Source organism: Nocardia sp. NBC_00565 (assembly GCF_036345915.1).
Classification (GTDB): Bacteria; Actinomycetota; Actinomycetes; order Mycobacteriales; family Mycobacteriaceae; genus Nocardia.
In genome coordinates, this window is the sequence record NZ_CP107785.1 from 2,227,274 (window position 1) to 2,252,761 (window position 25,488).

Below are 25,488 nucleotides of genomic sequence, written 5' to 3' on the forward strand. Positions count from 1 at the left end.
CTGGTCGAATGTTTGGGAAAGCTCTACATCGGGGTAGCGCGCAGGGCCTGTCTGTGGCGATCGTCGGCAGTGGTTTCGGCGGGCTGGCCGCCGCGATCGAACTGAAGCGCAGTGGATTCACCGATTTCGTCGTGTTCGAGCGGGCCGACTCGGTGGGCGGTGTGTGGCGCGACAATCGTTATCCCGGAGCCGCGTGTGACGTGCCCTCGGTGATCTACTCGTTCTCCTATGCACTCAAGCCGGACTGGTCGGCCTTGTTCGGCAAGCAGGGGGAGATTCAGAAGTACCTCGAACGGGTCGCCCGGGAATCCGGTGTCTACCCACGTATCCGCTTCAGTACCGAGGTCACCGCGACCGCTTTCGACGAGGTGGCCGGAAAGTGGCGAGTCGAGCTGAATACCGGTGAAACGGTCGTCGTCGATGCTGTCGTCATGGCGACCGGTCAGCTGAGCCGTCCCAAGATGCCGAATGTCAAGGGCCTCGGTGACTTCCGGGGTCCCTCCTTCCATTCGGCCGAATGGGATCACTCCGTGGACCTGACCGGTAAGAAGGTCATCATCGTCGGCAGCGGTGCGAGCGCGATCCAGATCGTGCCGGCCATTGTCGATCAGGTCGCGGAACTCGCTGTGATTCAGCGCTCCCCGAACTGGGTCATCCGGAAGAGTAAGCGCGTCCACGGGCCGATAGCCCGCGCGATACTGACCCGATTCCCGCTCATGCGCAAGCTGCACCACGACGTGATGTTCCTGGCCTATGAATCCCGCTGGCCGCTGGTGTCGCGGCGGGCCAAGCCGATTCGGATCGCCTCCGAATGGTATTACAAGCGGGTCATCCGCAAGCACCTGAACGATCCGGAGGCCATCCGCGCGGCCACACCGGACTACACCATGATGTGCAATCGCCTTCTGCTGTCCAATGATTGGTATCCAGCGCTGGCCCGAGACCATGTGCGGCTGCACGGCTCCGCCGTTGAGCAGGTCGTGGCGGACGGCATCGTCACCGCGGACGGACACCATGTGCCCGGCGATGTGATCGTCTGGTGCACCGGCTTCAAGGCCAGTGAATTCCTCGCCCCGATCCGGATCACCGGACGCGATGGTGCGGATCTGCACCAGCTGTGGCAGCACGGCGCGGAGGCCTACCTCGGTCTGTCGGTAGCCGGGTTCCCCAATATGTTCATGATGTTCGGGCCCAACACCAACAGCATCACCAACTCCATCGTGTTCCTGCTCGAACGTCAGGCCGAGTACATGCGACGGAGTCTGGAGCAGGTCGTCCAGGTCGGCGGCGGCTGGTTCGATCTCTTGCCATCCGAACAGGCGCGATTCCAGGTGTGGTTGCAGCAGAAGCTGGGCGAGACGGTGTTCACCGATACCTGCCCGGGCTGGTACACCAATGCCGAGGGCAAGGTCACCGCCATGTGGCCGCTGTCGCACATCACCTATGCGCGAATGACACGCCGGTTCGACCCCACCAAATACGTGTATGGGACCGCACGGAGCCTCGACGCCGAAGCCTCGACGTCGCCGCCCGACAGGCTCGTCGCGGACCCGACATGACCGATGTCGATAACCGGATGGCACACGCGCCGGTGTCATTCGGGACCCCTCGTGGCGCGTGGTGGCTATCAACGGCATCACCCATCGGGACACCGAACAAGCTCAATATCGTGTGCCTGTCCTACCGCCGCAACGGATCTCGGGTTGTCGTGCTTCTCGCAACTGGATGTCTCGGACCCGGAATCGTTGCGCGCCTTCCTGCTTCGGGTCACCAGCGAGCTCGGGGCGGTAGATGCCCTCGTCGACAACGCGGGCATCATGCCCATCGGTTCGCTGCTGGACGAGGACGACGAATTGACACCGGCACTCGAACTGCTGGTCGACGATGCGGGCACCGTACCTCGGGCGGCGAATCTCGCCGTGCGCCATCGGTCTGCACCGAGGCGGAGCCTGTAATCGAGTAGTCCGGTTCAACCGTATGTCGGCCTCCTGTCGGCAGGATTGTTCCCGTCGGATCCGTAATTGACATACCGTCAACAATAATGTGATGATGAGGGCTATGGCCCGCTAGAACGGGTTCTTTTCTGCTTACGGGAGGTCAATATGGTCGCGGGAGGCGCCGTCGCGGGCACCGCACTGAAATCGCCGTGGATGGTGGAGGAGTTGGACGCCGTCGCCGACCTGGCGCGGATGTTCTTCGAGAAGGAGGTCGTTCCGCACGAGCCGCGGTTCGCGAAACAGGGGCATCCGGATCGTGAACTCTTCCGGCGCGCCGGGGAACTCGGCCTGCTGTGCATGTCGATACCCACCGAATACGGCGGTGGCGGTGGGACATTCGCACACGACGCGGTGCTGTTCACTGAACAGGCGAAGGCGAGTGCCGGGTCCATGCACCTGGGCGTGCACTCCTCGATCGTGCCGCACTATCTGCTGGCCTACGCGGGGCAGGAGCAGAAACTCCGGTGGCTGCCCAAGCTTGCCAGTGGTGAGTGGGTCGCCGCTATCGCCATGACCGAGCCGGGCACCGGCTCGGACCTGCAGAACATCACGACCCGTGCGGTGCGCGAAGGCGACGAGTATGTCATCTCCGGCGCCAAAACCTTCATCTCCAACGGGTACAACTGCGATTTGGTGATCATCGCGGCCAAGACCGACCCCACCGCCCGGGCGGCCGGTGTTTCGCTGCTGGTGGCCGAGGTCGGCGACGACACCCCGGGTTTCACCCGCGGCAAGATCATCGAAAAGCTCGGTCAGAAGAGCCAGGACACCACCGAGCTGTTCTTCGATGGCCTGCGCGTGCCTGCCGCGAACCTGCTCGGTACCGCGCAGGGCCAGGGCTTCGCTCAGCTGATGACCCAGTTGGCACAGGAACGCCTGCTCTGCTCGGTTTCTGCGGTCGCCGCGACCGAGCAGGCGGTGCGGCTGTGCGTCGATTACACCAAGGAGCGCAAGGCGTTCGGCAAGCCGCTGTTCGAGTTGCAGAACACCCGTTTCGAACTGGCGGAATGCGCGACGATCGCGCGCATCGGCCGCGACTTTCTCGATGGCTGCATCGTGCGGCACCTGCGCGGGGAGCTCGATGCCACGACAGCGGCGATGGCCAAGTACTGGCTCACCGATCAGCAGTGCGCGGTTATCGATCGGTGTCTGCAGCTGTTCGGCGGGTACGGCTACACCCTCGAATACCAGATCGGCCGACTGCACGCAGATGCGCGCATCCAGCGTATTTACGCCGGCGCCAACGAAATCATGAAGGAACTCATCGCGCGCACGCTCTGATTCGTGCACATCCAGGAAGGATCCGCTCATCGTGAGCACCGAAGCATTCATCTACGAGGCCATCCGCACCCCGCGTGGGCGAGGCAAGGCCAGTGGCTCGCTGCACGGCGTCAAGCCGATCTCGCTTGTTGTCGGGCTCATCGACAAGCTCCGCGAGCGCCATCCGGGACTCGATCCGGCCGCGATCGACGACATCGTGCTCGGTGTCGTATCGCCACTTGGTGATCAGGGTGCATGCATCGCCCGCACCGCGGCGCTCGCCGCCGGTCTGCCGGACACTGTCGCCGGCGTGCAGCTCAACCGCTTCTGCGGGTCGGGGCTCGAAGCCGTCAATATGGCTGCCCAGAAGGTGCGTGCCGGGTTCGACAAACTCGTTCTCGCCGGTGGCGTCGAATCCATGTCGCGGGTTCCGATGGGATCCGACGGCGGCCCGTGGGCGCTGGACCCGGCCACCAACTTCGCCACCTACTTCGTGCCGCAGGGCATTGGCGCGGATCTTATCGCCACCATGGAGGGCTTCAGCCGCGAGGACGTCGACCGCTACGCGGTGCGCTCGCAGGAGTTGGCCGCCAAGGCATGGGCCGGCGGTTACTTCGCGAAGTCCGTTGTGCCCGTGGTGGATCAGAACGGTGTGCCGATTCTCGATCGTGACGAGCACATGCGTCCGGAATCGACTGTGGAGGGCCTTGGCAAGCTCCCGGCCTCGTTCGCGACCGCAGGCGCCGCAGGCGGATTCGATGCCGTGGCACTGCAGAAGTACCACTACGTCGAGTGCATCGAGCATGTGCATACCGCCGCGAATTCGTCCGGCATCGTGGACGGTTCGGCCCTGGTGCTCGTCGGCACCGAGCAGGTCGGCACGGACCTTGGTCTGACTCCTCGCGCTCGGGTCGTTGCCACCGCCACCTCCGGCGCGGATTCGACCATCATGCTCACCGGGCCGACGCCGGCCACCCACAAGCTGCTCGGCCACGTGGGGCTGACGGTCGATGACATCGACCTGTTCGAGATCAATGAGGCGTTCGCGGCGGTGGTCCTCAAGTACCAGAAGGACCTCGGGATTCCGGATGAGAAGCTCAATGTCAACGGCGGCGCCATCGCGATGGGGCACCCGCTCGGAGCCACCGGCGCCATGATCACCGGAACCATGGTCGACGAGCTGGAGCGCCGGGGTGCACGCCGCGCGGTGATCACCCTGTGCATCGGCGGCGGTATGGGTGTGGCCACCCTCATCGAGCGCGTCTGAACCGGCGAATCTCTCAGCAGCAGAAGGAATGACAGTAAATGAGCGAAAACATCATCCGTTGGGAGTCCGGCGGCGACGGCATCGTGGTGCTGACCATCGATGACCCGAATCAGTCGGCCAACACCATGAACCAGGCGTACATCGATTCGATGGGCGCGACGGTGGATCGTCTGGAGGCCGAACGGGATTCGATCACCGGCGTCGTGCTGACCTCGGCCAAGAAGACGTTCTTCGCCGGTGGCGACCTCAATGACCTGCTCGCCGTCACCGACGAGCAGGCGGCCGAATTCTTCGCCACCACCGAGAAGATCAAGGCCGACCTGCGCCGCCTCGAGAAGCTGAGCAAGCCGGTCGTGGCCGCCGTCAACGGCGCGGCGCTCGGCGGCGGGCTCGAGATCGCGCTCGCCTGTCACCATCGAGTGGCGTTGAACGCCAAGGGAACTCAGATCGGTCTGCCCGAGGTGGGGCTGGGTCTGCTGCCCGGCGGCGGTGGGCTGACCCGGACTGTGCGTATGTTCGGCATCCAGCAGGCTCTGACCGCGGTGCTGCTGCAAGGTCAGCGCTACAACCCAGCCCGGGCGCTCGAGCTCGGATTGGTAGACGAGCTCGCGGAGACCAGTGCGGAACTGCTGGTCAAGGCCACCGACTATATCAAGGCCAATCCGGAAGCCGGGCAGCCATGGGATGTCAAGGGATACAAGATCCCCGCCGGCACCCCGGCCACCCCGTCCTTCGCCGCCAACCTCCCGGCGCTGCCCGCCACCGTGCGTAAGCAGATCAAGGGCGCGAATCTCCCTGCGCCCGTGGCGATCCTGTCCGCGGCGGTCGAAGGATCGCAGGTCGACTTCGACACCGCGTCGACTATCGAATCGCGGTATCTGACCGAGTTGGTCACGGGTCAGGTCGCGAAGAACATGATCCAGGCCTTCTTCTTCGATATGCAGCAGATCAACTCCGGTGGCTCCCGGCCTGCCGGATATCCAGTACACAAGGTGGAGAAGGTCGTCGTCCTGGGTGCGGGCATGATGGGCGCGGGTATCGCGCACGTCTGCGCCAAGGCTGGTATCGAGGTCATCCTGCGCGATGTCAGCCTCGAAGCCGCCGAACGCGGCAAGAACTACTCGGTCAAGCTCGTGGACAAGGCGATTGCCAAGGCCACGATGACCCGGGAAGTGGGCGAAGAACTGCTCGCGAAGATCACTGCGACCGCCGACGTCGAGCTGGCCGCGGGCGCCGACCTGGTGATCGAAGCGGTCTTCGAGGAACCGGGCCTGAAGGCGAAGGTATTCGCCGAGATCGAGCCGGTGGTCGCCGCGGACGCCGTGCTCGGCTCCAACACCTCCACCCTGCCCATCACCGGACTCGCCGAAAGCGTCACTCGCCCCGCCGATTTCATCGGACTGCACTTCTTCTCGCCGGTCGACAAGATGAACCTGCTCGAGATCATCGTCGGGGAGCGGACCGATGACGCGACCCTTGCCAAAGCCATGGACTTCGCCCAGCAGATCCGCAAGACGCCGATCGTGGCCAACGACAGCCGCGGCTTCTTCACCAGCCGCGTCATTGGCAAATTCCTGGACGAGGCCATCGCCATGGTGGGCGAGGGCATCGCACCGGCGTCGATCGAACAGGCCGGACTGCAGGCCGGATACCCCGCACCCCCGCTGCAGCTCAACGACGAGCTCACGCTGACCCTGCCACGCAAGATCCGCGAGGAGACCAAGGCCGCCGAGATCACGGCGGGCAAGCAGTGGCCTGGGCACGGTTCGGAGGCGGTGGTCGACCGTCTCATCGACGAATTCGACCGCAAGGGCCGCTCCACCGGAGGCGGTTTCTACGACTATGTCGACGGCAGGCGGACCGGTCTCTGGGCGGGGCTGGCCGAGCACTTTACCAAGCCCGGCAACGAAATCCCGTTCGAGGACATGAAGGAGCGCATGCTCTTCGCCGAGGCCATCGATACGGTGAAGTGCTTCGACGAGGGCGTCCTGCGTTCTGTCGCCGATGCCAATATCGGATCAATCCTGGGCATCGGATTTCCGGCCTGGACCGGTGGCGCCATCCAGTACATCAACGGGTACTCCGGCGGCGTGGCCGGTTTCGTTGCTCGCGCGAACGAGCTCGCCGACAAGTACGGCTCCCGGTTCGTGCCGCCGGATAGCCTCGTCGCGAAGGCCGCGGCGGGCGAGACGTTCGAATAGATCCTTTTTCGTAGTGGCGATTTCGCTCCTGGAGCTCCGTCGTCGCCACCGTGCAGAGGCCGACGACACCCCGCCCCTCGGGCGGGGTGTGCCCGGTCAGGATCGGAAGGACGGAGCCACGTCGCGGACGATGGTCAGCAGCGTTTGCGAGAGCAGCGCCATGACCTCCTCGCGGGTGAGCGATTGGTGTACAAGCCATTGGCGCCCAGCGGCTTTCGCGAGTCCACCGTAGACGAGCACCATGGCGTGCAGGCGCTTGTAGTCCTCGTGTTCGGCCAGACCGAGCGCCTCGAGCATGCGGTCGGCGGCGATCTCGTCGGCCTGCTGCAGAATCCGTTCGATCTCGCGGTCGCGGCTGGGCGTATCGATCCCGATGGTGGATGTCCAGATCGAGCGGTGCTTCCAGGTGACGTTCAGCCAGTGGTCGACACTCGCGCGGATGCGGTCCTCGAGCGCGTCCGCGGGTATTCCGCGCACCGCCGCCGCCGGAACATAGGGCGGCACATGGGACAGTCGTCGCAGTACCTCGAGATAGAGGTCGCGTTTGGTGCCGAAGTAGTGGTTGATCAACGGCCGAGCAACACCGGCGTCCTTGGCGATTTCCGCTGTGGACACTTCGCTGTACGGTCGCTTCTCGAAGTGTTTGGCGGCCACCGCGAGAATTTGTTCTCGACGTTCCAGCGCGCCCATACGCTGTTGCGGGGTCCCGCCGTCGGCCATCCGTTACTCCTTACTCGGATCGCGGCGGTTGTTGACATCGGAGAACATTCGATCGTCCGCGATTCAGGTATTTTACCTGGGATCTGACGATATTCGGAATCGACGTTGTGGCCCGGCACCGTTGTGTAGCTGACGAGCGGTCAACCACATCCAGGTCAGACGACCCAGGTCCATGCGTACGTGTGCTTCAACGTCGCGCAGGTGTCGAAGGTCTCGGTGTTCCGCACACCGGGCAGTTGCGAGATCTCGTGCAGGATTGCGGTTACCAGCGCTTCGCGATCGGGTGCGACCAGGACGGCGATCAGGTCGAAATCGCCCAGGACGCGGGTCAATTGGGCGATATCGTCGCGGGCGGCCAGTGCCGCGGCGACCGCGTCGGCAGTGCCCGTGTTCGTCCTGATGCCGACGAACGCGTGCGCCCCCAAGCCGAAGGCCACCACATCGGACACCGCCTGGATCCGAAAAACCCGTTCGGCGAGCATGCGTTTGATGCGGCTACGCACCGTGCCCTCGGAGACACCGAGTTCGGCCGCGATGCTGCGATTGCTGCGTCGGGCGGTGAGTTGGAGCATGCGAATGATATCGAGGTCGACGGCATCGACCGTGTCACTCGGCTGAGTCTCGGGTGTGGTGCCCGGATCCGCCGCCAGCAGTGTCCATGCCGAGTCGTACTTCAATACGTCCAGCGCCAGGCTTCCGTGCACGTCGTCGACGCCGTCGATCCCGCTCAGCACCGTATCGAACAGCTCTCCGATATGGCCTCGATCGCGGCCGAGGACCGGAACGATGATGTCGCAACGTCCGGTGCAGATCGTCACCGATACGGTCTCCGGGAGTTCCGCCAGCTCGGCCGCGACATCGTGGATCGGCCGTCCGGTCACCCGTACCAGCGCGATCGCGAATTCGCGATGGCCGAACAGTCGCATATCGGTCACGGCGACCACCCGCATGATCGCCGAGTCCTCCATCCGGCGCAGGCGGCCGGCGACTGTCACCTCGTTGACGTGCAGGGCGGTCGCGAGCGATCTGCTGCTCTCGCGCCCATCGAGCCGCAGGCGCGCGACCAACGCCCGATCTAGATCGTCGAGCGCTACCGACTCGGCGATGATACGCATACTTGACATAAGTATGCATCGTAACAACACTATGCGTATTAAACCCTGGTGCGACTCGCGCACAACTCCGGTAACCGATCAGGAGAATCAACATGTCCGACACCTACGCACCCTGGACACTCGCGGAAGCCTTCCAGGTGACCTCGCAGCTGCACCCGGATGCCATCGCGCTGCGGACACTCGGGGGCGAGCTCGAGATCAGCTGGCGGAAGTACGCCGAACGGGTACGCACGATTGCTGGTGGACTCGCCGCGCTGGGGGTGGGGCGCGGTGACGCGGTCGCTCTGATGATGACCAATCGGCCGGAATTCCATTTCGTGGATACGGCCGCGTACCACCTCGGTGCTGTTCCGTTCTCGATCTACAACACCTCCTCCCCGGAACAGATCGCATTCCTGTTGAACAGCGCGAAGCCTCGCGTCGTCGTCTGCGAGGAGCAGTTCGTCTCCGTACTGGAGAAGGCCGCGCCGGGTACCAGCATCGAGCACATGATCTGCGTCGACGGCAATCCGCCGAATACCTCGAGCCTGGACCGCCTCGCATCGACGCAGTCCGCGGACTTCGACTTCGATGCCGCCTGGCAGGCCGTCGGACCCGACGACGTGCTGACCGTCATCTACACCTCCGGAACCACCGGTGATCCCAAGGGCGTGCAGATTTCACACGCGAACATGCTCGCCGAACTGTCGGCCACCAATTCGATCATGCATGCGAAGCTCGGTGATTCGGTGGTTTCTTTCCTGCCCTCGGCGCATATCGCCGACCGCTACGGGTGCCACTACCTCAATGCCTATGTCGGCGTTCAGGTGACGACCGTCGCCGACCGTACCCAGCTGCTGCCCGCGCTGGTCGAGGTACAGCCGACCCTGTTCGGCGCGGTGCCCCAGCTGTGGACGAAGATTCGCGCCGGTATCGAGGCGATGATCAACGCCGAACCCGATGCGGATAAGCGGGCGCGGGTCCGCGCGGCCATCACAATGGGCGAGCAGTATGTGCGAAACAAGCAGGTGGGCAGCGTATCCGACGAGCAGGAGCAGACCTACCAGTTGCTCGACGAGAAGGTCTTCGCGCCGATCCGGGCCAAGCTGGGCCTGGCACGCGCCCGGTTCGTGCAGACCGGAGCTGCCCCGGTTCCCGAGGACCTCATCGTCTTCTTCAATGCCATCGGCGTTCCGCTCGTAGATGTCTGGGGCATGTCGGAGCTGAGCTGTTTCGCGACCATGACGCCCGAGGGCGGCCTGCGGGTCGGCACCATCGGCAAAGCGCTTCCGGGCGTGGACATCACCGCGGCCGAGGACGGAGAGCTGCTGGTGCGGGGTCCCATCGTCATGAAGGGATACCTCGGCCGCCCGGACGTCACAGCCGAGACGATCGATTCCGACGGCTGGCTGCACACCGGCGATATCGGCACCATCGATGCCGACGGCTATGTGCGCATCATCGACCGCAAGAAGGAACTGATCATCAACGCCTACGGCAAGAACATGTCGCCGGCGAATATCGAGAAGGCGGTCAAGGCGAGCAGCCCGCTCATCGGCCAGGTCGTAGCTATTGGCAACAACCGGCAGTACAACGTGGCGCTGGTCGTGCTCGATCAGGACGCGGCCGCTCAGTACGCCGCCGCGCGTGGGATCACTTTCGATCCAACGGTTTTGGCGCAAGACGAGCAGGTGCGGGCGATCGTCGCAGGAGCGGTCGAGAGCGGCAACACCACGCTGAACCGGACCGAGCAGATCAAGAAGTTCCGCATCCTGCCCACCTTCTGGGAGCCCGGCTCCGATGTCCTGACACACACCCTCAAACTGCGCCGCCGACCGATCGATATGCGGTATGCGGCCGAGATCGAGGAGCTCTACGCCTCGACCGAGCAGGTCAGGGGACGGCGCTCGGCTGATCTGGGCAGGTGAGCGTGTCGATTCGGATCGACCATCGAATGAGCTCCTCGGGCATCGCGTACACCCGCATGGGTGCCGGAGAGCCACTGCTGCTGATCCACGGAATCGGCAGTGACCGGCGCGCGTGGCACGGCGCGGTGATGGATGTCGCCCAGCATCGCGAGATCGTGGCGGTGGATCTTCCCGGATTCGGGCTGTCCCCACTCGGCGACATCACCGTGTCGGTCGACGGATATGCCGACCAGCTGTTGCGATTGCTGACCGAACTGGGTATCGAATCGCCCCATATGGCGGGCGACTCGTTCGGCGGTGCCATAGCGCTCGAGTTGGGTCGCCGCGGTGTTGCGCGGTCGGTGGTGGCGTTCGCCCCGATCGGATTCTGGGGTGCCTCCGGTGCGGTGTGGGCGCAGTGCGCGCTGCGCAGGTCGCATGCGGCGAGTCGAACGCTGCGACGGGTACTGCCTGCGCTGGCCGTCACGCCGGTGGGCCGCTTCGCCGCTGCGGCGCTTTTCTACGGCAGGCCGAAAGCCCTTGCGCCCCAGCAGGTCATCGACGATGCCGAGGTCTTCCGCACTGGGCTCGGATTCGATCCGGTGTGCGATAGCTTCGGGGACTACGTTTTCACCGACGCGGGTCGGCTCGCCGATATCCCGGTAACCATCGTGTGGGGAAGCCGCGACCGGTTGCTGCCCGCGTGGTCGCAAGCAGGCAGGGCCCGTGCGGCACTACCGCGGGCACGGCACCTCCGCCTGGCGGGTATCGGGCACGCCTGCGTATCCGAGGACCCGGCATCGTGCCGATTGCTGGTGCTCGACCGTTGGAGCTGACCGGACGAGCCGTTCGAGAGGGCGCCGTGCCGGATCCGATCGACGGGAAAGTCCTCCGCTCGTTCGATCCGGCAACGGGGGAGTGGCTCGGCGAATACGTCGTCGACGACGAGGCGTCGGTCGATGAAATAGTGGAATTGGCGCGGGACGCGACCCCGTGGTGGGCGCCCGCCACCACCCGCGAGCGCGGGAGATGCCTGATGCGCTGGGCGGACCGGCTGGCCGCGGACGCCAAAGAGCTCGCGGTCCTGCTGCACCGCGAACTCGGCATACCGGAGCACGAGTGCCATCCGGAAGTGCTTGCGGCGCTGGAGCGTATCCGCGCCAGCGCCCGTCATGCCGAGCGCATTCTCCGGCGTCACAGGATAGCTGCCCCGTCGCCGCGCGAGCTCGATACGACCGTGACATATCGGCCCTATGGCGTCGTCGGCGCTCTCGGTTCCTGGAATGACCCGCTGTGGACCACCGTCGGTGTGATCGCTGATGCACTCGCTGCGGGCAACACGGTGGTGTTCAAACCCAGCGAATTCGCAACGGCCGTCGGGAAATTCCTGGTCGACGCCTTTCGAGTGGCCAACTCGGCCGCATACCTCAATGTGCTGTCGATCGTGTACGGGGACGGCCGAACGGGTGCGGCGCTGTGTCGGTCCGGCCTCGATCGGGTGGCATTCCTCGGTTCGCTTGTGAATGCCCGCAGGGTACTCGCATTGTGCGCGGAAAACGTTGTACCGGTGCATATTTCTCGTAGTGGCAGGGGCGCGATGATCATCGCCGACGACGCCGACATGGCAGGAGCCGTCGACGCCGCGGTCCACGGGGCGTTCGGCAGGGCCGAGTACCGGATCGAAGTGGTCTATGTCGTCGCATCGGCGCGTGCGCGATTCCTCGAAGAACTACGGACCACGCTGGAGCGAGACCGCGGTGGCCCGGCGGTGTCCCGCGCAATGAAGACTGCACGCGCCATCGAGATCGTCGGGCGTCATATCGACAACGCGCTGGTCCTGGGCGCGACAGCGTTGATCGGTGGATACGGTTCGGTGCGACCGCCTTTCGTCGACCCGATCGTGCTGGTCGACCCTGCGGACGAGAGCCTTTTGCTCACGGAGCGGACTCCCGGGCCGGTGCTCACCGTTCGGACCGTACCGGATGTCGACGAGGCCGCTCACCTGGTGAATCGCGACCGATCAGTATCCAGCGCGACCGTTTCCTCAGTGCGGCACGGTACCGCGCTCGCCGAGCGTCTCGTAGCCGAGTGTGTGGTGGTGAATCGTGGGCTTCCGAGATCCCAGGAACTGTCTCCGGGGCCGCTCGAGTTCGCTCTACCCCGCTGCGTCATCGGCGGGGAGTCTGGGTCGACCACGATGCCAGCCTGGGTTATGCGTTTTACATACCTATCAGTGCTGCGCAAATTATTGATGAAATATGATATGGATGATAAATTGCGTTTGTATCGCCCTTTCGCTGTGCTGTCGGCACATCGCCGGTCCGAGCCAGAGATGTACGAAGGAAAGGCATGACCATGGAGACCAACACCTCAACGACGCCGGACTCTGTCGACCTCCCGGAATCGGCCGAGGCGACGGCGACCGTGCGCCCGGCGAAGTCGGAGTCCGTGAAACGCAAGAACGACGAGGATGTCGACTGGGCGCTGGGACCCGGGTCGGTCTCGTGGCAGGTCATGAAGGATCCGACCGTCTTCGTGGTGGGCCTGCTGCGGGAAGCGATCCTGCTGACGCTGCATCCGGCGTTCGCGGCGGCTGCCGTGGACCACGACAGCTTCGGGGACGACCCGGTTGAGCGGTTCCGTCACGTGGCCATCTACACCTATGGTGCCACCTACGGCAGCAAACAGGACGCCGAGCGCGTCAGCCAGATGGTCCGCCGCAGGCACACGCAGATCGTCGGGGTCGAGCCGCTGGCTCTGCTTCCGTACCGAGCGCATTCGGAATACGAACTCGGCCTCACCTCGGCGATGCTGACGGCTTCCTTCCTGGCGGCCTACGAGGAACTGCACGGCGAGTTGACCAGTGTGCGGCGCGACCAGTTCGTCCTGGAGCAGAAGGTGCCGGCAGCGCTGCTCGGCGTGCAGCCCGACCACCTGCCCTCGACCTACGGCGCGATGATCGATTACATCGCACACGCCCGCAATCGGTTCGCGACCGGCCTGCAGGCCCGGGAGACCTTGTCCCCGTTCGGAATCAGCGAATACCCGGCGGGCACTGTTATCGGCGACCTGCCGTTCTTCCAGCGCAAGGCGGCGATGTTCGCCGCCCGCGCGGTCGCCGACATGGCCATGCTCACCATGTCGTGGGAGGAACGTGAGCTGGTCTCCATCAACCGCCGCCCGAAACTCGGATCCAAGGCCGCGGTGCGGTTGTCGCTGCACCTGTTGTCAGCCTGGTTCCGGAGTGAGCGGGGACTTCTCGCGTTCGACGCTTTCATCAAGGCGCACACTGCGGGAATCTTCCGGCGTGCCCTCGAGGCCGACGCCGCGCGCGGCGGCCGGACCCGCGTGGCGCGCTTCCAGGTGCCGGATGCGGCCGCCTTCGTGGTAGAAGTGCCCGACCTGGTGGCCAATTGGCCGGGATCGACGGAGAAGTATGCCCTCGGTATCGAACGCGGGCAGGCCGAGACAGGTTCGTGGTTATGACCGAACAGACACCGTTATCGCTGACCGCTTTGGGCCCGCGACCGGAATGGGTCACGGCGTCGAACTCGGCGTGGGCATACACCGTCGTCGTGGGTATCGCATTTCTGATCTCGGTCGTGTGGTGCCTGGTCTATGTCGTGCGGCAGCGTAACGCGCTGCCCTTGGTGATGTTGGCCGGCGGGATCATCTCCATGGGATTGGAACCAGCCGTGGACACGCTGGGCAAGGTCTGGTACGCCAAAGACAATCCGTGGGTCCTCTACGAAGGTATGGGTGTACCCCAGCCCGCGTTCCTGCTGATGGGTTATTCCCTGTTCTGGGGTGGCGCGGTGTATATCGCGTCGTCGCTGGTGCGCAAGGGACTGTCCGTGTACAGGGTGTTCACGGCGGTGTTCGTGATGGACGTGTTCGTCGAATATCTCGGGGTTGGTGTACTCGATGTCGGCCTCTACTACGACTTCTCGCCACTGAAGCTGCTCGGCTTCCCGCTATGGTGGGCCTTTGTCAACGCTGCTGCCGCCGTGGCCGGTGTCTGGCTCGTCCTGACACTGGAGCCCCGTCTGAACGGCTGGCGACGACTGGGATTCCTGGTGGTGCCTGCCACGGCCTTCGGCGCCACCCACGCCACCTGCGCATGGCCGGTGTGGTTGGCACTGCACTCCAATGCCCCCCAGTGGTCGGCATATCTGGCCGCCTTCTACGCCATCGCCATGTCGCTGGGCCTGACCGCGTTCGTCAACTCCGAACTAGCAGCACGGGCGCAGGCACCCGCACATGGCCAACCGCACCCGCATACCGACGATGTGAGCCTCGGCGCCTGAACACCATCGATCTTCATCGTCACGCCTGCAGAAGGAGAGCAGCAATGAATCTTGCCGATTCGGGATTGCCGGCGCCGCCGCCGTTGGTCGCGGACATCGACCCACGAATCGTACTGGGAATCTTCGTATTCCTGCTGGCGGCAGCTCTGGCGATAGCGGTGCGGGTGGCAGTCGCACACCGTGATCTGCTCCCCTTCGCCGGCTGTGCGGCCGGTGTTGTTGCGGCGTTGAACGAGCCGATCTATGACATCTTGGGCAAGATCGTCTACGCCGAAGACAATCCCATGGCCTACCACGCTTTCGGCAGAGCCATCCCGTGGTTTCTGGTCATCGGCTATCTACCGTGGGTTGGGTTGGCCCCCTACCTGGTCTACAAAGCGATGGAGGCCGGGGTGGCGCGGCGGCGGCTGCACGTCGCGGCGGCCATCCTGTTCGTGTCCGTGGCCTGCGTCGAAATCTTCGGGAACTCTTTGCATCTGTGGACTTATTACGGTGAAGCCCCCATGAAATACCTCGGCGTCGCGCCCCAAGCGGTGACCTATCCGATGGTCGGCGGCTTCCTGCTCTACGCGTTGGCCAGTCCTCTGCGCGGCTGGCGGCGCATTGTCGTTGGATTCGTAATAACTCTGATGATCCTGCCGATCGGCTATGCGGCGACGTCTTGGCCAGGGTATTTCGCGCTCTACGCGGATCTGCCTGCGGCCCTCGACTGGCTGGCGTCTGCAGCGATGCTCGGCATGTGTGCCGCAGTGGCGGCCGCGGCGACATACCTGGCTCAACGCTGGCGCGAATCAGTACATCCAACCAGTCTCGGCGGCGATCCTTCGGTGCCGGCGCCCCTTCGTCAGGTTGTCTTCGGCGCGTCGCGCTGAGCACGCCTCCCATGCCACCTACCGACGCCAATCGAGGACAAACTCAATGGGCACTGCACAGTCGCTGATGAGGATCAGCGCCGCGTCTGTGTTCGACGAGCCAACAGTGGTCTCGCCGATGCCACCAGCCGTCATGTTGGTGTTCTTCGGCGGGGCGGCGTTCGGCGCAGTGGCGCTGGCGGGCTATTGGGCTGCGGCGCGGCGCGACTGGCTGCCTATCGTGTGTTGTGTGGGCGCGGTGGTGTGCGGGCTCAACGAACCGATCTTCGACGTGCTCGGAAAGATCGTGTACGCCGACAACAACGTGATGGCGTTCACCGCATTCGGGCGGCGGATCCCGCTGTTCCTGGTCATCGGATATATCCCGTGGGTCGGCTTGCTGCCCTATGTCATCGCGCGTGGGATGGCGACTGGGTGGTCGGCGCGCCGACTGTATGCCGTGTCGATCGCGGGTGTTGTCAGCGTTGCCTTCACCGAGTTCGTGAACACCTTTGTCAAGAGTTGGGAGTATTACGGCGGCTCACCGTTGAAGTTTTTCGGTGGTGTCGCCGCTATGGCCTGCGTACCGCTGGCGGGTGGGTTTCTCCTGTACGCGTTGGCTTTTCCGCTGCAGGGGTGGAAGCGGCTCTCGGCAGGGTTCTTCATTCCGCTGATGACTCTGCCGATGATGTTCGCCGGCGTGGGTTTGCCCCTGTACCTCGCGTTGTACACCCCCGCGTCACCGCTGATGCGTTACTTGGCAGTCGCGGCGCTGTTCGTGTTCATCGCGGTGGCCAACGTCGGCATCGTGAAGCTGACACAGTTCTGGCAGACCGCCACGGCGTCGGCCCTTGACCGCGCGACTCATCACGGTGTTCAGCTCGGGCACCTCGAGCAGCCACGCCCGTAACCGGACCGGGACGAGTTCGAACCGGCATCAATCAGCTGCCGTCGAATGAAACATGCTGAGCGCAAATAGGATTCGACTGCGGTCGGAGGTTCGTCTCCTCGGCGGGGCGCGACGCAGTGTGTCGACGCCTTGCAGTGTCGATGAGCGTTGACGGGGACATGGCGTCCGTGCGCTGACGGATCGTTGCGAGGAAACTTGATTTTCTTACATGGTAGAATGGTAAGAGCGTACAACAAGAACCGTCATCTAATGACATGCGTTCTGTGCCGACGCGCTTGGTATCGACATACTTGTTCGAGAAGGAAGGCGGCTTCTGGCTGAAGTCGACCTCTGGAGAAGGAGCGGACGCCCATAGCGCAACCGAAGTCAGGTGAGCCGACGCCCGATGGCGGACGGCCGGACCTGAATATGCCCGACTGGCAGCAGCGCAGTATCGAACGATCGCTCAAGAACGTTCGCGTGCGCGTCCAGGACCGTCATGATCGTTTCGTCGCGGCCGCGATCGATTTGCTCAGCGAGCGCGACGAGAGCGATTTCACCATCCAAGATGTCGTCGAGCGTTCGGCGATGTCGTTGGGTACGTTCTATTCGTATTTCGACGGCAAGGTCAGTCTGATGCTTGCCGTGTACGAGACCATCCTCAGGCGAACGGCTATGCCTTTGTTGCGGGAGCGCTGCGACCGCGAAAAGGATCCGGTGCTGCGGACGAAGGCGTTGCTGTACGGGATGGTTGAGCTCGCCTCGGTGCCGAGCCGGTTGTCGCGTGCGCTGAGCGTCTTCCACCTGCGGCTGGCCGAGACTCGTCCGGACGACTTGCGCCAAGCCTTGGAACCGCTGCACTTGTTCATCGTCGAGCTGTTGACCGAGGTGGCGGCTGCCGAGCGATTGCGTGACGATGTCGGGCTCGACACGCAGGCTGCGTTGCTGCAAGAACTGCTGCTGTCCACGACGCACTTCACGGTGTTGGCCGGTCTGCCGCACACAAGCGCGGACGATCTGTGGACATTTTGTTCATCGGCGATTCTCAGCCCTCCCCGGAAGCGTCGCGGGGGAGCGTGAATCCGAACAGTGCCGAATGTGATTGTGCATTCGGCACTGCTGTTTCTGCATAGTTCGAAGCTGCGGCAATCTCCCCGCGACATCATCTCGATGAATCCATCGAGGCCGAGGTTGGTGTCTCGCCGTCGATGAAGCGGCTCAGAGGAAGTCGCTACCTCCGTCGACATTCAGATGAGCGCCGGTCATAAAACTGTTCACGCGCGAGGCGCAGAAGGCGATGACGGTGGCGACTTCCTCGGGCAGCCCGAACCGGCCCAGGTCGACCGACATCTCGTGCGCCTTCTCCAGCAGCTGGTAGGCCGTCACCGGATCCTGCATGCCGATACCGGCCGACGTGAGTATCGGACGTGCCCAATCGGTGAGGATGGGCCCCGGCGCGACAGCATTGACCAGGATGCCATCGGCCGCGAGAGTGCGGGACAAGTTCTTGGTCAGGCTGAGTAGTGCGCTCTTCGCCGCCGTGTAGCTGATCAGCCCGGGCGACTGGTGCTGTACAGACATGGCGGTGACATGCACTATGCGGGCCCATTCCGCGTCGCGCAGCAGCGGTAGCGCCGATCGGGCGCAGCGCACCGCGGCGATCACGCCTTGATCGAACGCGGCCGACCATGCCTCGTCCGTCAGGTTCTCCAGGCGTCCGGCGCCGGCCGGGCCCACCGTGTTGATCAGGGCATTGAGGCTGCCCCAGCGTGCCCGAACCTGGTCGAATACTTCGGTGACATCGACATCGGAGGTCGTATCGGCGGCGAGCTCGAGCACGTCGGGACTACCGGCGGCCGCGAGAGTTCGGGCCGTTCGGGCGAGTCGGTCTTCGTCCCGTCCTACGACACCGACTCGACAACCCTCGCGGGCCAGGCAGAGAGCTGTGGCATACCCGATACCGCGTGTGCCACCTACGACGACCACGGTCGCGTCGGCGAATCCGAGGTCCATTACCGCCGGTCCTCCGCTGTGCTGTTGTTGGCCCTCACGTCCACGTCTTCCTTCTAAGTATGCGACATATCTACCAAGTAGAGTGTCGCTCTCGTTTCAGGTGTAGTGGACTCTATCAGAGTGATATCTTAGTTGGTTAGCATCGGTCACATGTTTCCGACGAGGTGGCCAAACGACGGTCTCTGCCGCCGGATTGCTATTGATCCGAGTTGTGCGTGCAACACCACGCAAGCTTCACTGACGACGAGACGACAGATCGCCGACGCTATGACCTGAACGCACAAGATCGCGGTCGCCATGGCGACCGCGATCTTGTGCGGTGTGTATCGGTGCCTACTTCTAGCTGGAAGGTCGTTTGCGAGCAGGACGCAGGATTGCGGCCGAACAAAAGGCCCATAGATCTTCCGCGCTGGTCGGCGAACCACCGCCGAGGACCGTGGAATGGGTGGTGGCGAGCATCAGTTCCTGCAAGAGCGCTGCCTGGGTATCGAGATCGAGGTCGTCACGGAGTCGACCCGCCGCCTCCACGCCTTGCAACAACTCCACGATGCAGGCGCGCAGCGGTCCCAGGGCGTGTTTGAGATCGTTCGGCCGGGCCTCGGCTAGTCGCAGATGGAGTTTGCTCAGCGCTCGGGACAGCTTGCCCGGCGCAAGTCCCAGCTCCAGCATCCCTTGCATCAACGCCTTGACCCGCTCCACCGGATCCTCGACTTGTTCACAACGCTCGCGCAACATCGGCATGGCCGTCTGGCTGAGGATGGTCTCGTAGGTCGCCAGCAGCAGGCTGTCCCTGCTGTCGAAGAACGAGTAGTAGGTGCGAAGCGACATCGTGGAGCGGTCGACCACGTCTTGGATCGTCACCTCGCTCTCGTCGCGTTCGGCGAGAAGTTCCACGGCAGCCCCGACGAACTTGTCGCTGCGTTCCTTGGCGCGCACCTTGGCGTTCTGCAACGACCGTTCGACACTGCGCTGCTGCCAGACGGGCTCATAGGTATCCGGCTGCTGCTGCGCATCCTTCACCTTCGATTCATCCGACTTTTGTCGTGTCATGGCGTCCGCTCCTTCTCTCGACGTCGACCTCGGCAAGGAAGTCGCCGACGACTTGGACGATCCTCGCGGGGCTTTCTAGATGAGCCGCGTGCGCGGCTCCCTCGATTTCGACGTATCGCGCGCGTGGATTCACCTGTGCGAACGTCGCTGCTTGGCTACGCCTCAACTGATCGTCGCGCTCGCCGGCGAGCAGCAGGACCGGACACCCGACACCCGCCAAGACATCCGCCGGCAACTCCGATCGTGTCGAGGAATCTTCGGCCAATGTGGCGACGAGTGAACGCCAGTGTTCGGGGCTGTGGTGCGCGTCGTGGAGTCGTTGCAATGTGGTCGGCCAGATGCGATGCAGATAGCCGACGCTCGGCAGGCGATGGTCGGGCGCCCGTCCGGTCCCCGGGCTTACCAGCACCAGCGACCGAGCGGTACCTGGTTCAGCGAGCTCGAGCATCAGGGATATCTCCGAGCCATATGAGAACCCGACGATATGAGGCTGATCAAGGTTCAGATGCTCGATCAGTCGGCGCAGGTCGGCACATACCGCAGTGCCCGTGTAGCCGGATCGTCGGAATTCAGACCGGCCGTGACCGCGCAGATCCGGCAGGACGCAGCGAAACCGATGCGACAGTCGAGCAGCCAGCTTGCCCCATTCGAACTCGCCGGTGCCGGTAGCGCCGTGCACGAACAACACCGGCTCCCCACCTCCGACCAATGAGTATCCGAGGGTTAGTCCATCGTGCTCATAGCTCAACGCCTGTGAAGAACTCGCCTTCTCATTCATGATATACCCACGGGTAGCACCGCGACTCCTCTCATAGATCAATCTCCACTGGTCGGCTTGCCGTCTCGAGTGGACTGCTCGATGGGTTTGGGTAGTCCAATTCTCTTGATGTGATCAGTGCATTCTATATGGACGATAGGGTGACTGGCGATATCTGTAACGTACGGCACTTCATCTGAGTGCTCGGCTCATCGTGGCTGGGTCTGGAGGTGTCGATCGAGTGCGAAGCTGGTCGACCTGTCGGCTGACCTCATCGTCGCCGCGTCGGTCTCCGCGCCGCCGCTTGCGAACAAGGAGGGCGCAGGAGGCGGGCAACGGTTCAGTGCGTCACCGCATTCGCCCGGGAGGCGCCGCGCCGCGGCCGGACGTCCGTGCGGTGAAGTCCGACGCGGCCGAGGCCACAGGCGAAGATGCTGCCGGAGTCCGCTGGATATCCACCGCGCTGATACGTCCGTCTCGCGCAAGTCTCTCTCGACACCAGACACCGCAGGGCATGATTTTACCTGCGGCGCTGCTGCTAGTGGATAGACGTACGTGCAAATAATTAGAATCGACTAAACATGTCACGTAAGGTGAGATATCTTGATGGTGTAGGTGGCTTCTCGTGGGAAGCGTGAGATGGAAGACGTACTGGGTCGTGCTGACCGCGCGGTGGTCATTGGTGCCGCCTCCGGGATCGGCTCCGCCACCGCCTGGATCCTCGAGGATCCAGGCGTGTGGTGCCACCGTCGACTGTCTCACCCGAATGCTCGGAGCTGTCTCGGCTCCGCCGCCGATCTCACAAAACGAATGACATTTTCGAGAGTATGGAGACATCATGGCTGCTCGATCCATCGATTGCATCGAGGAACGCGCTAACCCAGTGCCGTCGGCGGGCAACGCGCGACGGCAACAATTACTGAGACCTCGGCTGGTCGTGGTGGCCCCGAATATGGTCGAGGTGGTCCAATATGCGGGAGGATGGCTTTTCGACCACATACTGGCTGGCTGGGACGCCACGGTCTTGGTTCCTGATCTCGTCGATACCCGGCCACTTCAAATCCTGGGGGTCGGCGCCGTCGACCGCCACACCGCGTTGTCTTCGTCGGTACGTTCGCCGAGGCCGCGAGCAATCGCGGTCGCGGCAAGTTTGTACGCGGTAGACCTCCGGATTCGGCAAGAGCTGAACGGGATCCTCGATGAGGGCAGGACCGAAGTAGTGCTGTGGGGCGACAAATGGCCCAACAGTATCGACAGCGGGCCGGAAATGACGCAGCATCGACTGAGTGCCGCAGCTCAGGCGTTCAAAGCCCAAGCTCTAACCGTGGCCGCCGGGCAAGTCGATACGATCGGCATGGTCGAAAAGTTCGGCAGTGCTGGGGCATTCGCACTTGGTTGAACTGTGGCGGTTGAACTTGTGGCTGAGCCCCGATGACCTCGGCCGAGCTGCCCGATGCTCGATCCGGAAGTGGCCGCGGCGCCTGTGCGGTCCACTGCTCACGTCGCCTCGAAGCGCAGAAGTCCCTCCTGGGCGAATGATGCGACCAGTGTGCCGTCTTCGGTATAGATATCGCCGCGACCGAAGCAACGACCGTGGGCGATGAGCGGACTGTGGTGGCGCAGGAGGAGCCATTTGTCGGTACTGAAGGGGCGATGGAACCACAAAGTGTGGGAGATGGTGGCGGAGGTGAACGTCGAACCCTCGGCTCGCTGGCTCAATCCTTCGACGGGGCGTAGGGCAGTACCGATGAGACTCAGATCGGTGGCGTACGCCGAGAGTGCCGGCGCAAGTGCCGTGTCGACTTCTGGTGTGCGCATCCAGAGGTCGTAATCGGGCGGTTGTGCGGCACGGTCGTTGAGGTCGGCAGTCGAGCGGGTTTCCCAGGGAATCACCTGGAGATCCACGCGATGCTCCGCGGGCAGGACAGGAGGAATATCAGGAACAGTCTGGTGCTCGAACCCCTCCTCGATGGAGTGCATCGAGACCGAGGCTGTGGCCACCACTCCGCAGCGCTGCCGGGCAACGATCGCGAGCGTCGCGAATGACCGACCCTCGTGATGGCGCTGAACTATGTATCGGACGAGCTCGTCGGTCTTGCCCTCTCGGGCGAAAATTACGTGTACGGATTGGACGGACTTGTCGCGGCAGGCCAACTGCGCGGTGCGAACGAACTGCGCGAGGATTTGGCCACCGAACAATCGGTGGTACTCCAGGTGCTGGTTGGATCCTTCGAAGACGGCGAGCGTGTTTCGTCGATCGCCGGGTTCCCCCCGTCGGCGTCCGCCCTCATCAGCGTCAGACCCCGGCGCCCACAGTCGAGGACGTAGCTCGAGGCAGGACAGCAAATCGATCCAAAGGTCGGGCATCGGTGGGTGTTCCTCTGTCGAGATGAGATCGGGATTGTCGGAGCGTGGACGAACCCGCTCCGCCGGGTGAGTGTGTTGCGCGAGGTGGCTGTCCCGTTTGGCGACGGGTGGGGACCGCCACCTCGCGTCCGCGGGCTACTTCTGGCCCGCCCCGCCGAATAACTTTGCGAGGTCGAGCTGTCCGGTCTGCACGGCGCCGAAGAAACCGCCATCGGTGGTGAAGGTTTCTCCGTTCACGTAGCTTGCCCGTGGACTATTGAGGAAAATCAGTGGCCAGGCCTGCTCCTCGGGGGTCGAGAATCGCCGGATGGGGCCGACGAAGGCGTCGATGATCTCGGCGCCCGCGTGGTTCTGGAAGTGGGGCATCATCGCGGTCTCGGTGGGACCAGGGTTGATGCAATTGAGCCGGATCCCGTCGGCGATGAATGTGGCGGCACGGGAGCCGACCCACGCGTTGAGCACCTTCTTCGAAAACGAGTAGGCATCCGGTTCCAGCAGTGTGCTGTTGGCCCGGCACCATTCTTTGCCTGCATCGAATCCGTCGACCGTCACCAGCTCCATCAGCTGGGCGAGCTGGAGCTGCCAACCCATGGCCGCGTTCGAAGCGACGACGGCGACCGCGCTGCCCGAGTGCATCTTGGGGACGAGTAGTTCGATGAGATGGCGCGATCCGATGAAGTTGACGAGCATGACGTCGAGGGGTGAGAAGGGCGGCCCGGGCAGGCCCGCGCAACCGAAGTAGCCGTCGATCGGTGCCTCGATGGATGCCGCGACCTTCTCGATGGCCGCGCGATCACGCATGTCGAGCTGGATTGCCCGATGGACCCGCACTTCGGTCGGGTTGATGTCGATGGCGGTAACTTGCGCGCCGAGCTCGACGAGAAGGGCGGCCGTGGCGGCGCCCATCCCCGATGCGGCTCCGGTGACAAGGACATTGCGTCCCTTGTAACCCAGTACGTCTTCCATGGTGCCCTTCCGAGGTAGCGAGCATAGAACTAGATTTCTATGTGACGATATACGACGCTCGACAGAATGGAATACTATTCTCATATTCTGCATAGGGTGTTAGCGTTGAGGGTGCAATGGCCGCTCCTGATGTGATGCGGGCGGCGGCGACCGTTAGACGGAGGTAGCAGCGTGGTGAGTGGCCCGTGGAACTACGACAAAATGTTCATCGACGGCGGCTGGACGGCCGACGACGCGGTGGGCGCCATCGAGGTCATCGACCCGGCGACCGAGGAAGTAATCGGCTCGGTTCCCGAGGCCGGGCTCAAGGCGGCGGACGCCGCGATCCAGGCGGCCCGCCGTGCTTTCGATGACGGACCTTGGCCGCGCAAGTCGCCTAGGGAGCGGGCGGTCGTCTTACGTCGGCTCGCGGCCATCCTCGATGAGCGCCACGATGCGCTGAGGGAACTGATCGTCGCCGAGTCCGGATCGGTTGGTTTTCTGGCCGACCTCATCCAGGTCCGCGGGACGATCGACATCGCGAAATGGGTCGCCGAAGCGATGGACCACTCGGTGCAGTGGACCGAAGTCTCACCGCCCGAGGGCGGCCCGACCGGCATGGCGGGGCACGCCGTTGTCCGGGAACCCGTCGGCGTCGTAGCGGCCATCACGCCGTTCAACTTTCCGTTCTTTCTCAACATCGTGAAGGTGTTGCCCGCGCTCGCCGCGGGTTGCACCGTGGTGCTCAAGCCGCACCAGTGGACACCGTTGGATGCATTCGAGATCGCGAAAGCCGCTGCGGATGCCGAACTTCCGCCCGGCGTACTCAATGTCATCGCCGGCGGTGCCGACGTGGGCCAGGAGCTGACGACCCACCCCATGGTCGACATGGTCACCTTCACGGGGTCGACACCGACCGGCCGCTCGATCATGGCGGCGGCGGCCCCCACAGTGAAGCGGCTTCAGCTCGAGCTCGGTGGTAAGAGTGCCTCGATCGTCCTGGACGATGTGTCCGAAGAGCACGTTGCCGGGATGGGGATCCTCACGTCCATGATCCATGCCGGGCAGGGATGTGCGCTGCATACCAGAATTCTGTTGCCCGAACATCTGCTCGACGCCTACGTCGAGGGCGCGAAGAAGTCGCTGTCCTGGCTGAAAGTGGGTGATCCCCGTGAGCCCGACACACTTATCGGGCCGCTCATCCGTGAGCAGCAGCGCCAGCGGGTCGAGGGCTACGTCCAGTCCGGCATCGATGAAGGCGCCGAACTGGTGTTCGGCGGGAAACGGCCGGAGCACCTGGCGAAGGGATTCTTCTACGAACCGACGTTGTTCGTCAACGCGCGCAACGACATGCGTATCGCCCAGGAGGAGATCTTCGGGCCGGTGCTGACTGTGCTGACCTACCGGACCGAGGAGGAGGCGATCAGGATCGCCAACGATTCGATTTTCGGTTTGGGTGGGGGCGTGGTGGCCGGCAACACCGCTCGGGGTTTCAACGTCGCCCGGCAGATCCGGGCGGGCAATGTCGCCGTGCAGACGGTAGGCGCGGCGGTCGGCAATTTCGAAAGGCTGGGTGGTTCGGGCCCCGGGTGGTCGGCGGACCAGGCGAAGGGCGTCGGTATCACCGGGGTGTTCGGAGGATTCAAACAGAGCGGCGTGGGCCGAGAGTGGGGCCACCACGGCATCGAAGAATTCACCGAGCTCAAGACGATCGCCTGGAGTTGAGTCGTCCGGAATGAAACCGCAACCCTGACAGTCCTTTTCAACTCCCCGTCACGAAACGCCGTGGCGGGGAGTGGCGTATCCCGCGAGGGCTACTGGCTCGTCTCGAGATCGATCACTGCGATGTGATGGGTGTGTCGA

General features: G+C 63.7%; 23 protein-coding genes. 16 read left to right on the top strand and 7 right to left on the bottom strand.

Annotated features, from left to right (window positions below):
- Window positions 1-8: 8 nt before the first annotated feature.
- From OG874_RS10720 to OG874_RS10740, 5 genes are all read left to right on the top strand, one after another.
- Window positions 9-1,559 carry a flavin-containing monooxygenase gene (locus tag OG874_RS10720; protein ID WP_330254969.1) on the top strand — a complete coding sequence of 517 codons (1,551 nt, stop codon included), beginning with the start codon at window positions 9-11 and terminating at the stop codon, window positions 1,557-1,559.
- A gap of 144 nt (window positions 1,560-1,703) precedes the next feature.
- Complete coding sequence (locus OG874_RS10725; protein ID WP_330254970.1) at window positions 1,704-1,955, top strand: hypothetical protein; 252 nt, start codon at window positions 1,704-1,706, stop codon at window positions 1,953-1,955.
- Between the two features lie 147 nt (window positions 1,956-2,102).
- The gene (locus tag OG874_RS10730; protein ID WP_330254971.1) at window positions 2,103-3,278 is read left to right on the top strand and encodes an acyl-CoA dehydrogenase family protein; all 1,176 of its coding nucleotides are present in this window, start codon (window positions 2,103-2,105) and stop codon (window positions 3,276-3,278) included.
- A gap of 31 nt (window positions 3,279-3,309) precedes the next feature.
- Entirely contained in the window at window positions 3,310-4,524 is a 1,215-nt protein-coding gene (locus OG874_RS10735) for an acetyl-CoA C-acetyltransferase (RefSeq protein WP_330254972.1), read from the top strand.
- 38 nt (window positions 4,525-4,562) lie between these two features.
- Window positions 4,563-6,725: a 3-hydroxyacyl-CoA dehydrogenase NAD-binding domain-containing protein gene (locus OG874_RS10740; protein ID WP_330254973.1), complete on the top strand. Its 2,163-nt coding sequence runs from the start codon at window positions 4,563-4,565 to the stop codon at window positions 6,723-6,725.
- Between the two features lie 96 nt (window positions 6,726-6,821).
- Here the strand turns inward: OG874_RS10740 and OG874_RS10745 are convergent, their stop codons facing one another.
- Entirely contained in the window at window positions 6,822-7,445 is a 624-nt protein-coding gene (locus OG874_RS10745) for a TetR/AcrR family transcriptional regulator (RefSeq protein WP_330254974.1), read from the bottom strand.
- A 155-nt stretch (window positions 7,446-7,600) separates the two neighbouring features.
- On the bottom strand, window positions 7,601-8,569 hold the full coding sequence (locus tag OG874_RS10750; protein ID WP_330254975.1) for an Lrp/AsnC family transcriptional regulator: 969 nt from the start codon (window positions 8,567-8,569) through the stop codon (window positions 7,601-7,603).
- Between the two features lie 83 nt (window positions 8,570-8,652).
- On the opposite strand from OG874_RS10750, the gene OG874_RS10755 reads away from it, so the two are divergent.
- The 8 genes from OG874_RS10755 to OG874_RS10790 all read left to right on the top strand — a co-directional run bounded on the left by OG874_RS10755 (window position 8,653) and on the right by OG874_RS10790 (window position 17,573).
- Window positions 8,653-10,467: an AMP-dependent synthetase/ligase gene (locus OG874_RS10755; RefSeq protein ID WP_330254976.1), complete on the top strand. Its 1,815-nt coding sequence runs from the start codon at window positions 8,653-8,655 to the stop codon at window positions 10,465-10,467.
- Window positions 10,464-11,282, top strand: coding sequence for an alpha/beta fold hydrolase (locus tag OG874_RS10760; RefSeq protein WP_330254977.1), 819 nt, complete (start codon window positions 10,464-10,466; stop codon window positions 11,280-11,282). Before OG874_RS10755 ends, OG874_RS10760 begins: the two co-directional genes overlap by 4 nt.
- Complete coding sequence (locus tag OG874_RS10765) at window positions 11,249-12,799, top strand: aldehyde dehydrogenase family protein (RefSeq protein ID WP_330254978.1); 1,551 nt, start codon at window positions 11,249-11,251, stop codon at window positions 12,797-12,799. Before OG874_RS10760 ends, OG874_RS10765 begins: the two co-directional genes overlap by 34 nt.
- Window positions 12,796-13,932, top strand: a complete 1,137-nt coding sequence (locus tag OG874_RS10770) for an oxygenase MpaB family protein (RefSeq protein ID WP_330254979.1) — start codon at window positions 12,796-12,798, stop codon at window positions 13,930-13,932. Before OG874_RS10765 ends, OG874_RS10770 begins: the two co-directional genes overlap by 4 nt.
- Complete coding sequence (locus tag OG874_RS10775; protein WP_330254980.1) at window positions 13,929-14,753, top strand: hypothetical protein; 825 nt, start codon at window positions 13,929-13,931, stop codon at window positions 14,751-14,753. Before OG874_RS10770 ends, OG874_RS10775 begins: the two co-directional genes overlap by 4 nt.
- A gap of 44 nt (window positions 14,754-14,797) precedes the next feature.
- Window positions 14,798-15,625, top strand: coding sequence for a hypothetical protein (locus OG874_RS10780; protein ID WP_330254981.1), 828 nt, complete (start codon window positions 14,798-14,800; stop codon window positions 15,623-15,625).
- Window positions 15,626-15,671: 46 nt separating this feature from the next.
- Window positions 15,672-16,514, top strand: a complete 843-nt coding sequence (locus OG874_RS10785; protein WP_330254982.1) for a hypothetical protein — start codon at window positions 15,672-15,674, stop codon at window positions 16,512-16,514.
- 408 nt (window positions 16,515-16,922) lie between these two features.
- Window positions 16,923-17,573 (top strand): TetR/AcrR family transcriptional regulator, encoded by a 651-nt coding sequence (locus OG874_RS10790; protein WP_330254983.1) that lies wholly within the window; start codon window positions 16,923-16,925, stop codon window positions 17,571-17,573.
- 138 nt (window positions 17,574-17,711) lie between these two features.
- Here OG874_RS10790 and OG874_RS10795 read toward each other — a convergent pair whose 3' ends face one another.
- The 3 genes from OG874_RS10795 to OG874_RS10805 form a co-directional block, all read right to left on the bottom strand.
- On the bottom strand, window positions 17,712-18,506 hold the full coding sequence (locus OG874_RS10795; RefSeq protein WP_330254984.1) for an SDR family NAD(P)-dependent oxidoreductase: 795 nt from the start codon (window positions 18,504-18,506) through the stop codon (window positions 17,712-17,714).
- Window positions 18,507-18,845: 339 nt separating this feature from the next.
- Window positions 18,846-19,556: a TetR/AcrR family transcriptional regulator gene (locus tag OG874_RS10800; RefSeq protein WP_330254985.1), complete on the bottom strand. Its 711-nt coding sequence runs from the start codon at window positions 19,554-19,556 to the stop codon at window positions 18,846-18,848.
- Window positions 19,534-20,334: an alpha/beta fold hydrolase gene (locus OG874_RS10805; RefSeq protein ID WP_330254986.1), complete on the bottom strand. Its 801-nt coding sequence runs from the start codon at window positions 20,332-20,334 to the stop codon at window positions 19,534-19,536. Before OG874_RS10805 ends, OG874_RS10800 begins: the two co-directional genes overlap by 23 nt.
- 931 nt (window positions 20,335-21,265) lie before the next feature.
- Between OG874_RS10805 and OG874_RS10810 the strand changes: the two genes are divergently transcribed.
- Window positions 21,266-21,712 (top strand): hypothetical protein, encoded by a 447-nt coding sequence (locus OG874_RS10810; protein ID WP_330254987.1) that lies wholly within the window; start codon window positions 21,266-21,268, stop codon window positions 21,710-21,712.
- A 98-nt stretch (window positions 21,713-21,810) separates the two neighbouring features.
- Here OG874_RS10810 and OG874_RS10815 read toward each other — a convergent pair whose 3' ends face one another.
- Window positions 21,811-22,467: an acyl-CoA thioesterase gene (locus OG874_RS10815; protein WP_330257249.1), complete on the bottom strand. Its 657-nt coding sequence runs from the start codon at window positions 22,465-22,467 to the stop codon at window positions 21,811-21,813.
- Here OG874_RS10815 and OG874_RS10820 point away from each other — a divergent pair.
- Complete coding sequence (locus OG874_RS10820) at window positions 22,372-22,641, top strand: hypothetical protein (RefSeq protein ID WP_330257713.1); 270 nt, start codon at window positions 22,372-22,374, stop codon at window positions 22,639-22,641. The genes OG874_RS10815 and OG874_RS10820 overlap by 96 nt on opposite strands.
- A gap of 174 nt (window positions 22,642-22,815) precedes the next feature.
- Here the strand turns inward: OG874_RS10820 and OG874_RS10825 are convergent, their stop codons facing one another.
- Window positions 22,816-23,646: an SDR family oxidoreductase gene (locus tag OG874_RS10825; RefSeq protein ID WP_330254988.1), complete on the bottom strand. Its 831-nt coding sequence runs from the start codon at window positions 23,644-23,646 to the stop codon at window positions 22,816-22,818.
- Between the two features lie 174 nt (window positions 23,647-23,820).
- Between OG874_RS10825 and OG874_RS10830 the strand changes: the two genes are divergently transcribed.
- On the top strand, window positions 23,821-25,350 hold the full coding sequence (locus tag OG874_RS10830) for an aldehyde dehydrogenase family protein (protein ID WP_330254989.1): 1,530 nt from the start codon (window positions 23,821-23,823) through the stop codon (window positions 25,348-25,350).
- The last annotated feature ends 138 nt before the right edge of the window (window positions 25,351-25,488 follow it).

What these genes read in the sequence shown, in the direction of transcription:
- OG874_RS10780 (WP_330254981.1), top strand. Translation starts at nt 14,798, where the DNA reads ATGAATCTTGCCGATTCGGGATTGCCGGCGCCGCCGCCGTTGGTCGCG.
- OG874_RS10825 (WP_330254988.1), bottom strand. Translation starts at nt 23,646, where the DNA reads ATGGAAGACGTACTGGGTTACAAGGGACGCAATGTCCTTGTCACCGGA.
- OG874_RS10745 (WP_330254974.1), bottom strand. Translation starts at nt 7,445, where the DNA reads ATGGCCGACGGCGGGACCCCGCAACAGCGTATGGGCGCGCTGGAACGT.
- OG874_RS10770 (WP_330254979.1), top strand. Translation starts at nt 12,796, where the DNA reads ATGACCATGGAGACCAACACCTCAACGACGCCGGACTCTGTCGACCTC.
- OG874_RS10810 (WP_330254987.1), top strand. Translation starts at nt 21,266, where the DNA reads ATGGTCGAGGTGGTCCAATATGCGGGAGGATGGCTTTTCGACCACATA.
- OG874_RS10790 (WP_330254983.1), top strand. Translation starts at nt 16,923, where the DNA reads ATGCCCGACTGGCAGCAGCGCAGTATCGAACGATCGCTCAAGAACGTT.
- OG874_RS10820 (WP_330257713.1), top strand. Translation starts at nt 22,372, where the DNA reads ATGGCGCTGAACTATGTATCGGACGAGCTCGTCGGTCTTGCCCTCTCG.
- OG874_RS10730 (WP_330254971.1), top strand. Translation starts at nt 2,103, where the DNA reads ATGGTCGCGGGAGGCGCCGTCGCGGGCACCGCACTGAAATCGCCGTGG.
- OG874_RS10720 (WP_330254969.1), top strand. Translation starts at nt 9, where the DNA reads ATGTTTGGGAAAGCTCTACATCGGGGTAGCGCGCAGGGCCTGTCTGTG.
- OG874_RS10750 (WP_330254975.1), bottom strand. Translation starts at nt 8,569, where the DNA reads ATGTCAAGTATGCGTATCATCGCCGAGTCGGTAGCGCTCGACGATCTA.
- OG874_RS10785 (WP_330254982.1), top strand. Translation starts at nt 15,672, where the DNA reads ATGGGCACTGCACAGTCGCTGATGAGGATCAGCGCCGCGTCTGTGTTC.
- OG874_RS10795 (WP_330254984.1), bottom strand. Translation starts at nt 18,506, where the DNA reads ATGGACCTCGGATTCGCCGACGCGACCGTGGTCGTCGTAGGTGGCACA.
- OG874_RS10775 (WP_330254980.1), top strand. Translation starts at nt 13,929, where the DNA reads ATGACCGAACAGACACCGTTATCGCTGACCGCTTTGGGCCCGCGACCG.
- OG874_RS10805 (WP_330254986.1), bottom strand. Translation starts at nt 20,334, where the DNA reads ATGAATGAGAAGGCGAGTTCTTCACAGGCGTTGAGCTATGAGCACGAT.
- OG874_RS10755 (WP_330254976.1), top strand. Translation starts at nt 8,653, where the DNA reads ATGTCCGACACCTACGCACCCTGGACACTCGCGGAAGCCTTCCAGGTG.
- OG874_RS10740 (WP_330254973.1), top strand. Translation starts at nt 4,563, where the DNA reads ATGAGCGAAAACATCATCCGTTGGGAGTCCGGCGGCGACGGCATCGTG.
- OG874_RS10800 (WP_330254985.1), bottom strand. Translation starts at nt 19,556, where the DNA reads ATGACACGACAAAAGTCGGATGAATCGAAGGTGAAGGATGCGCAGCAG.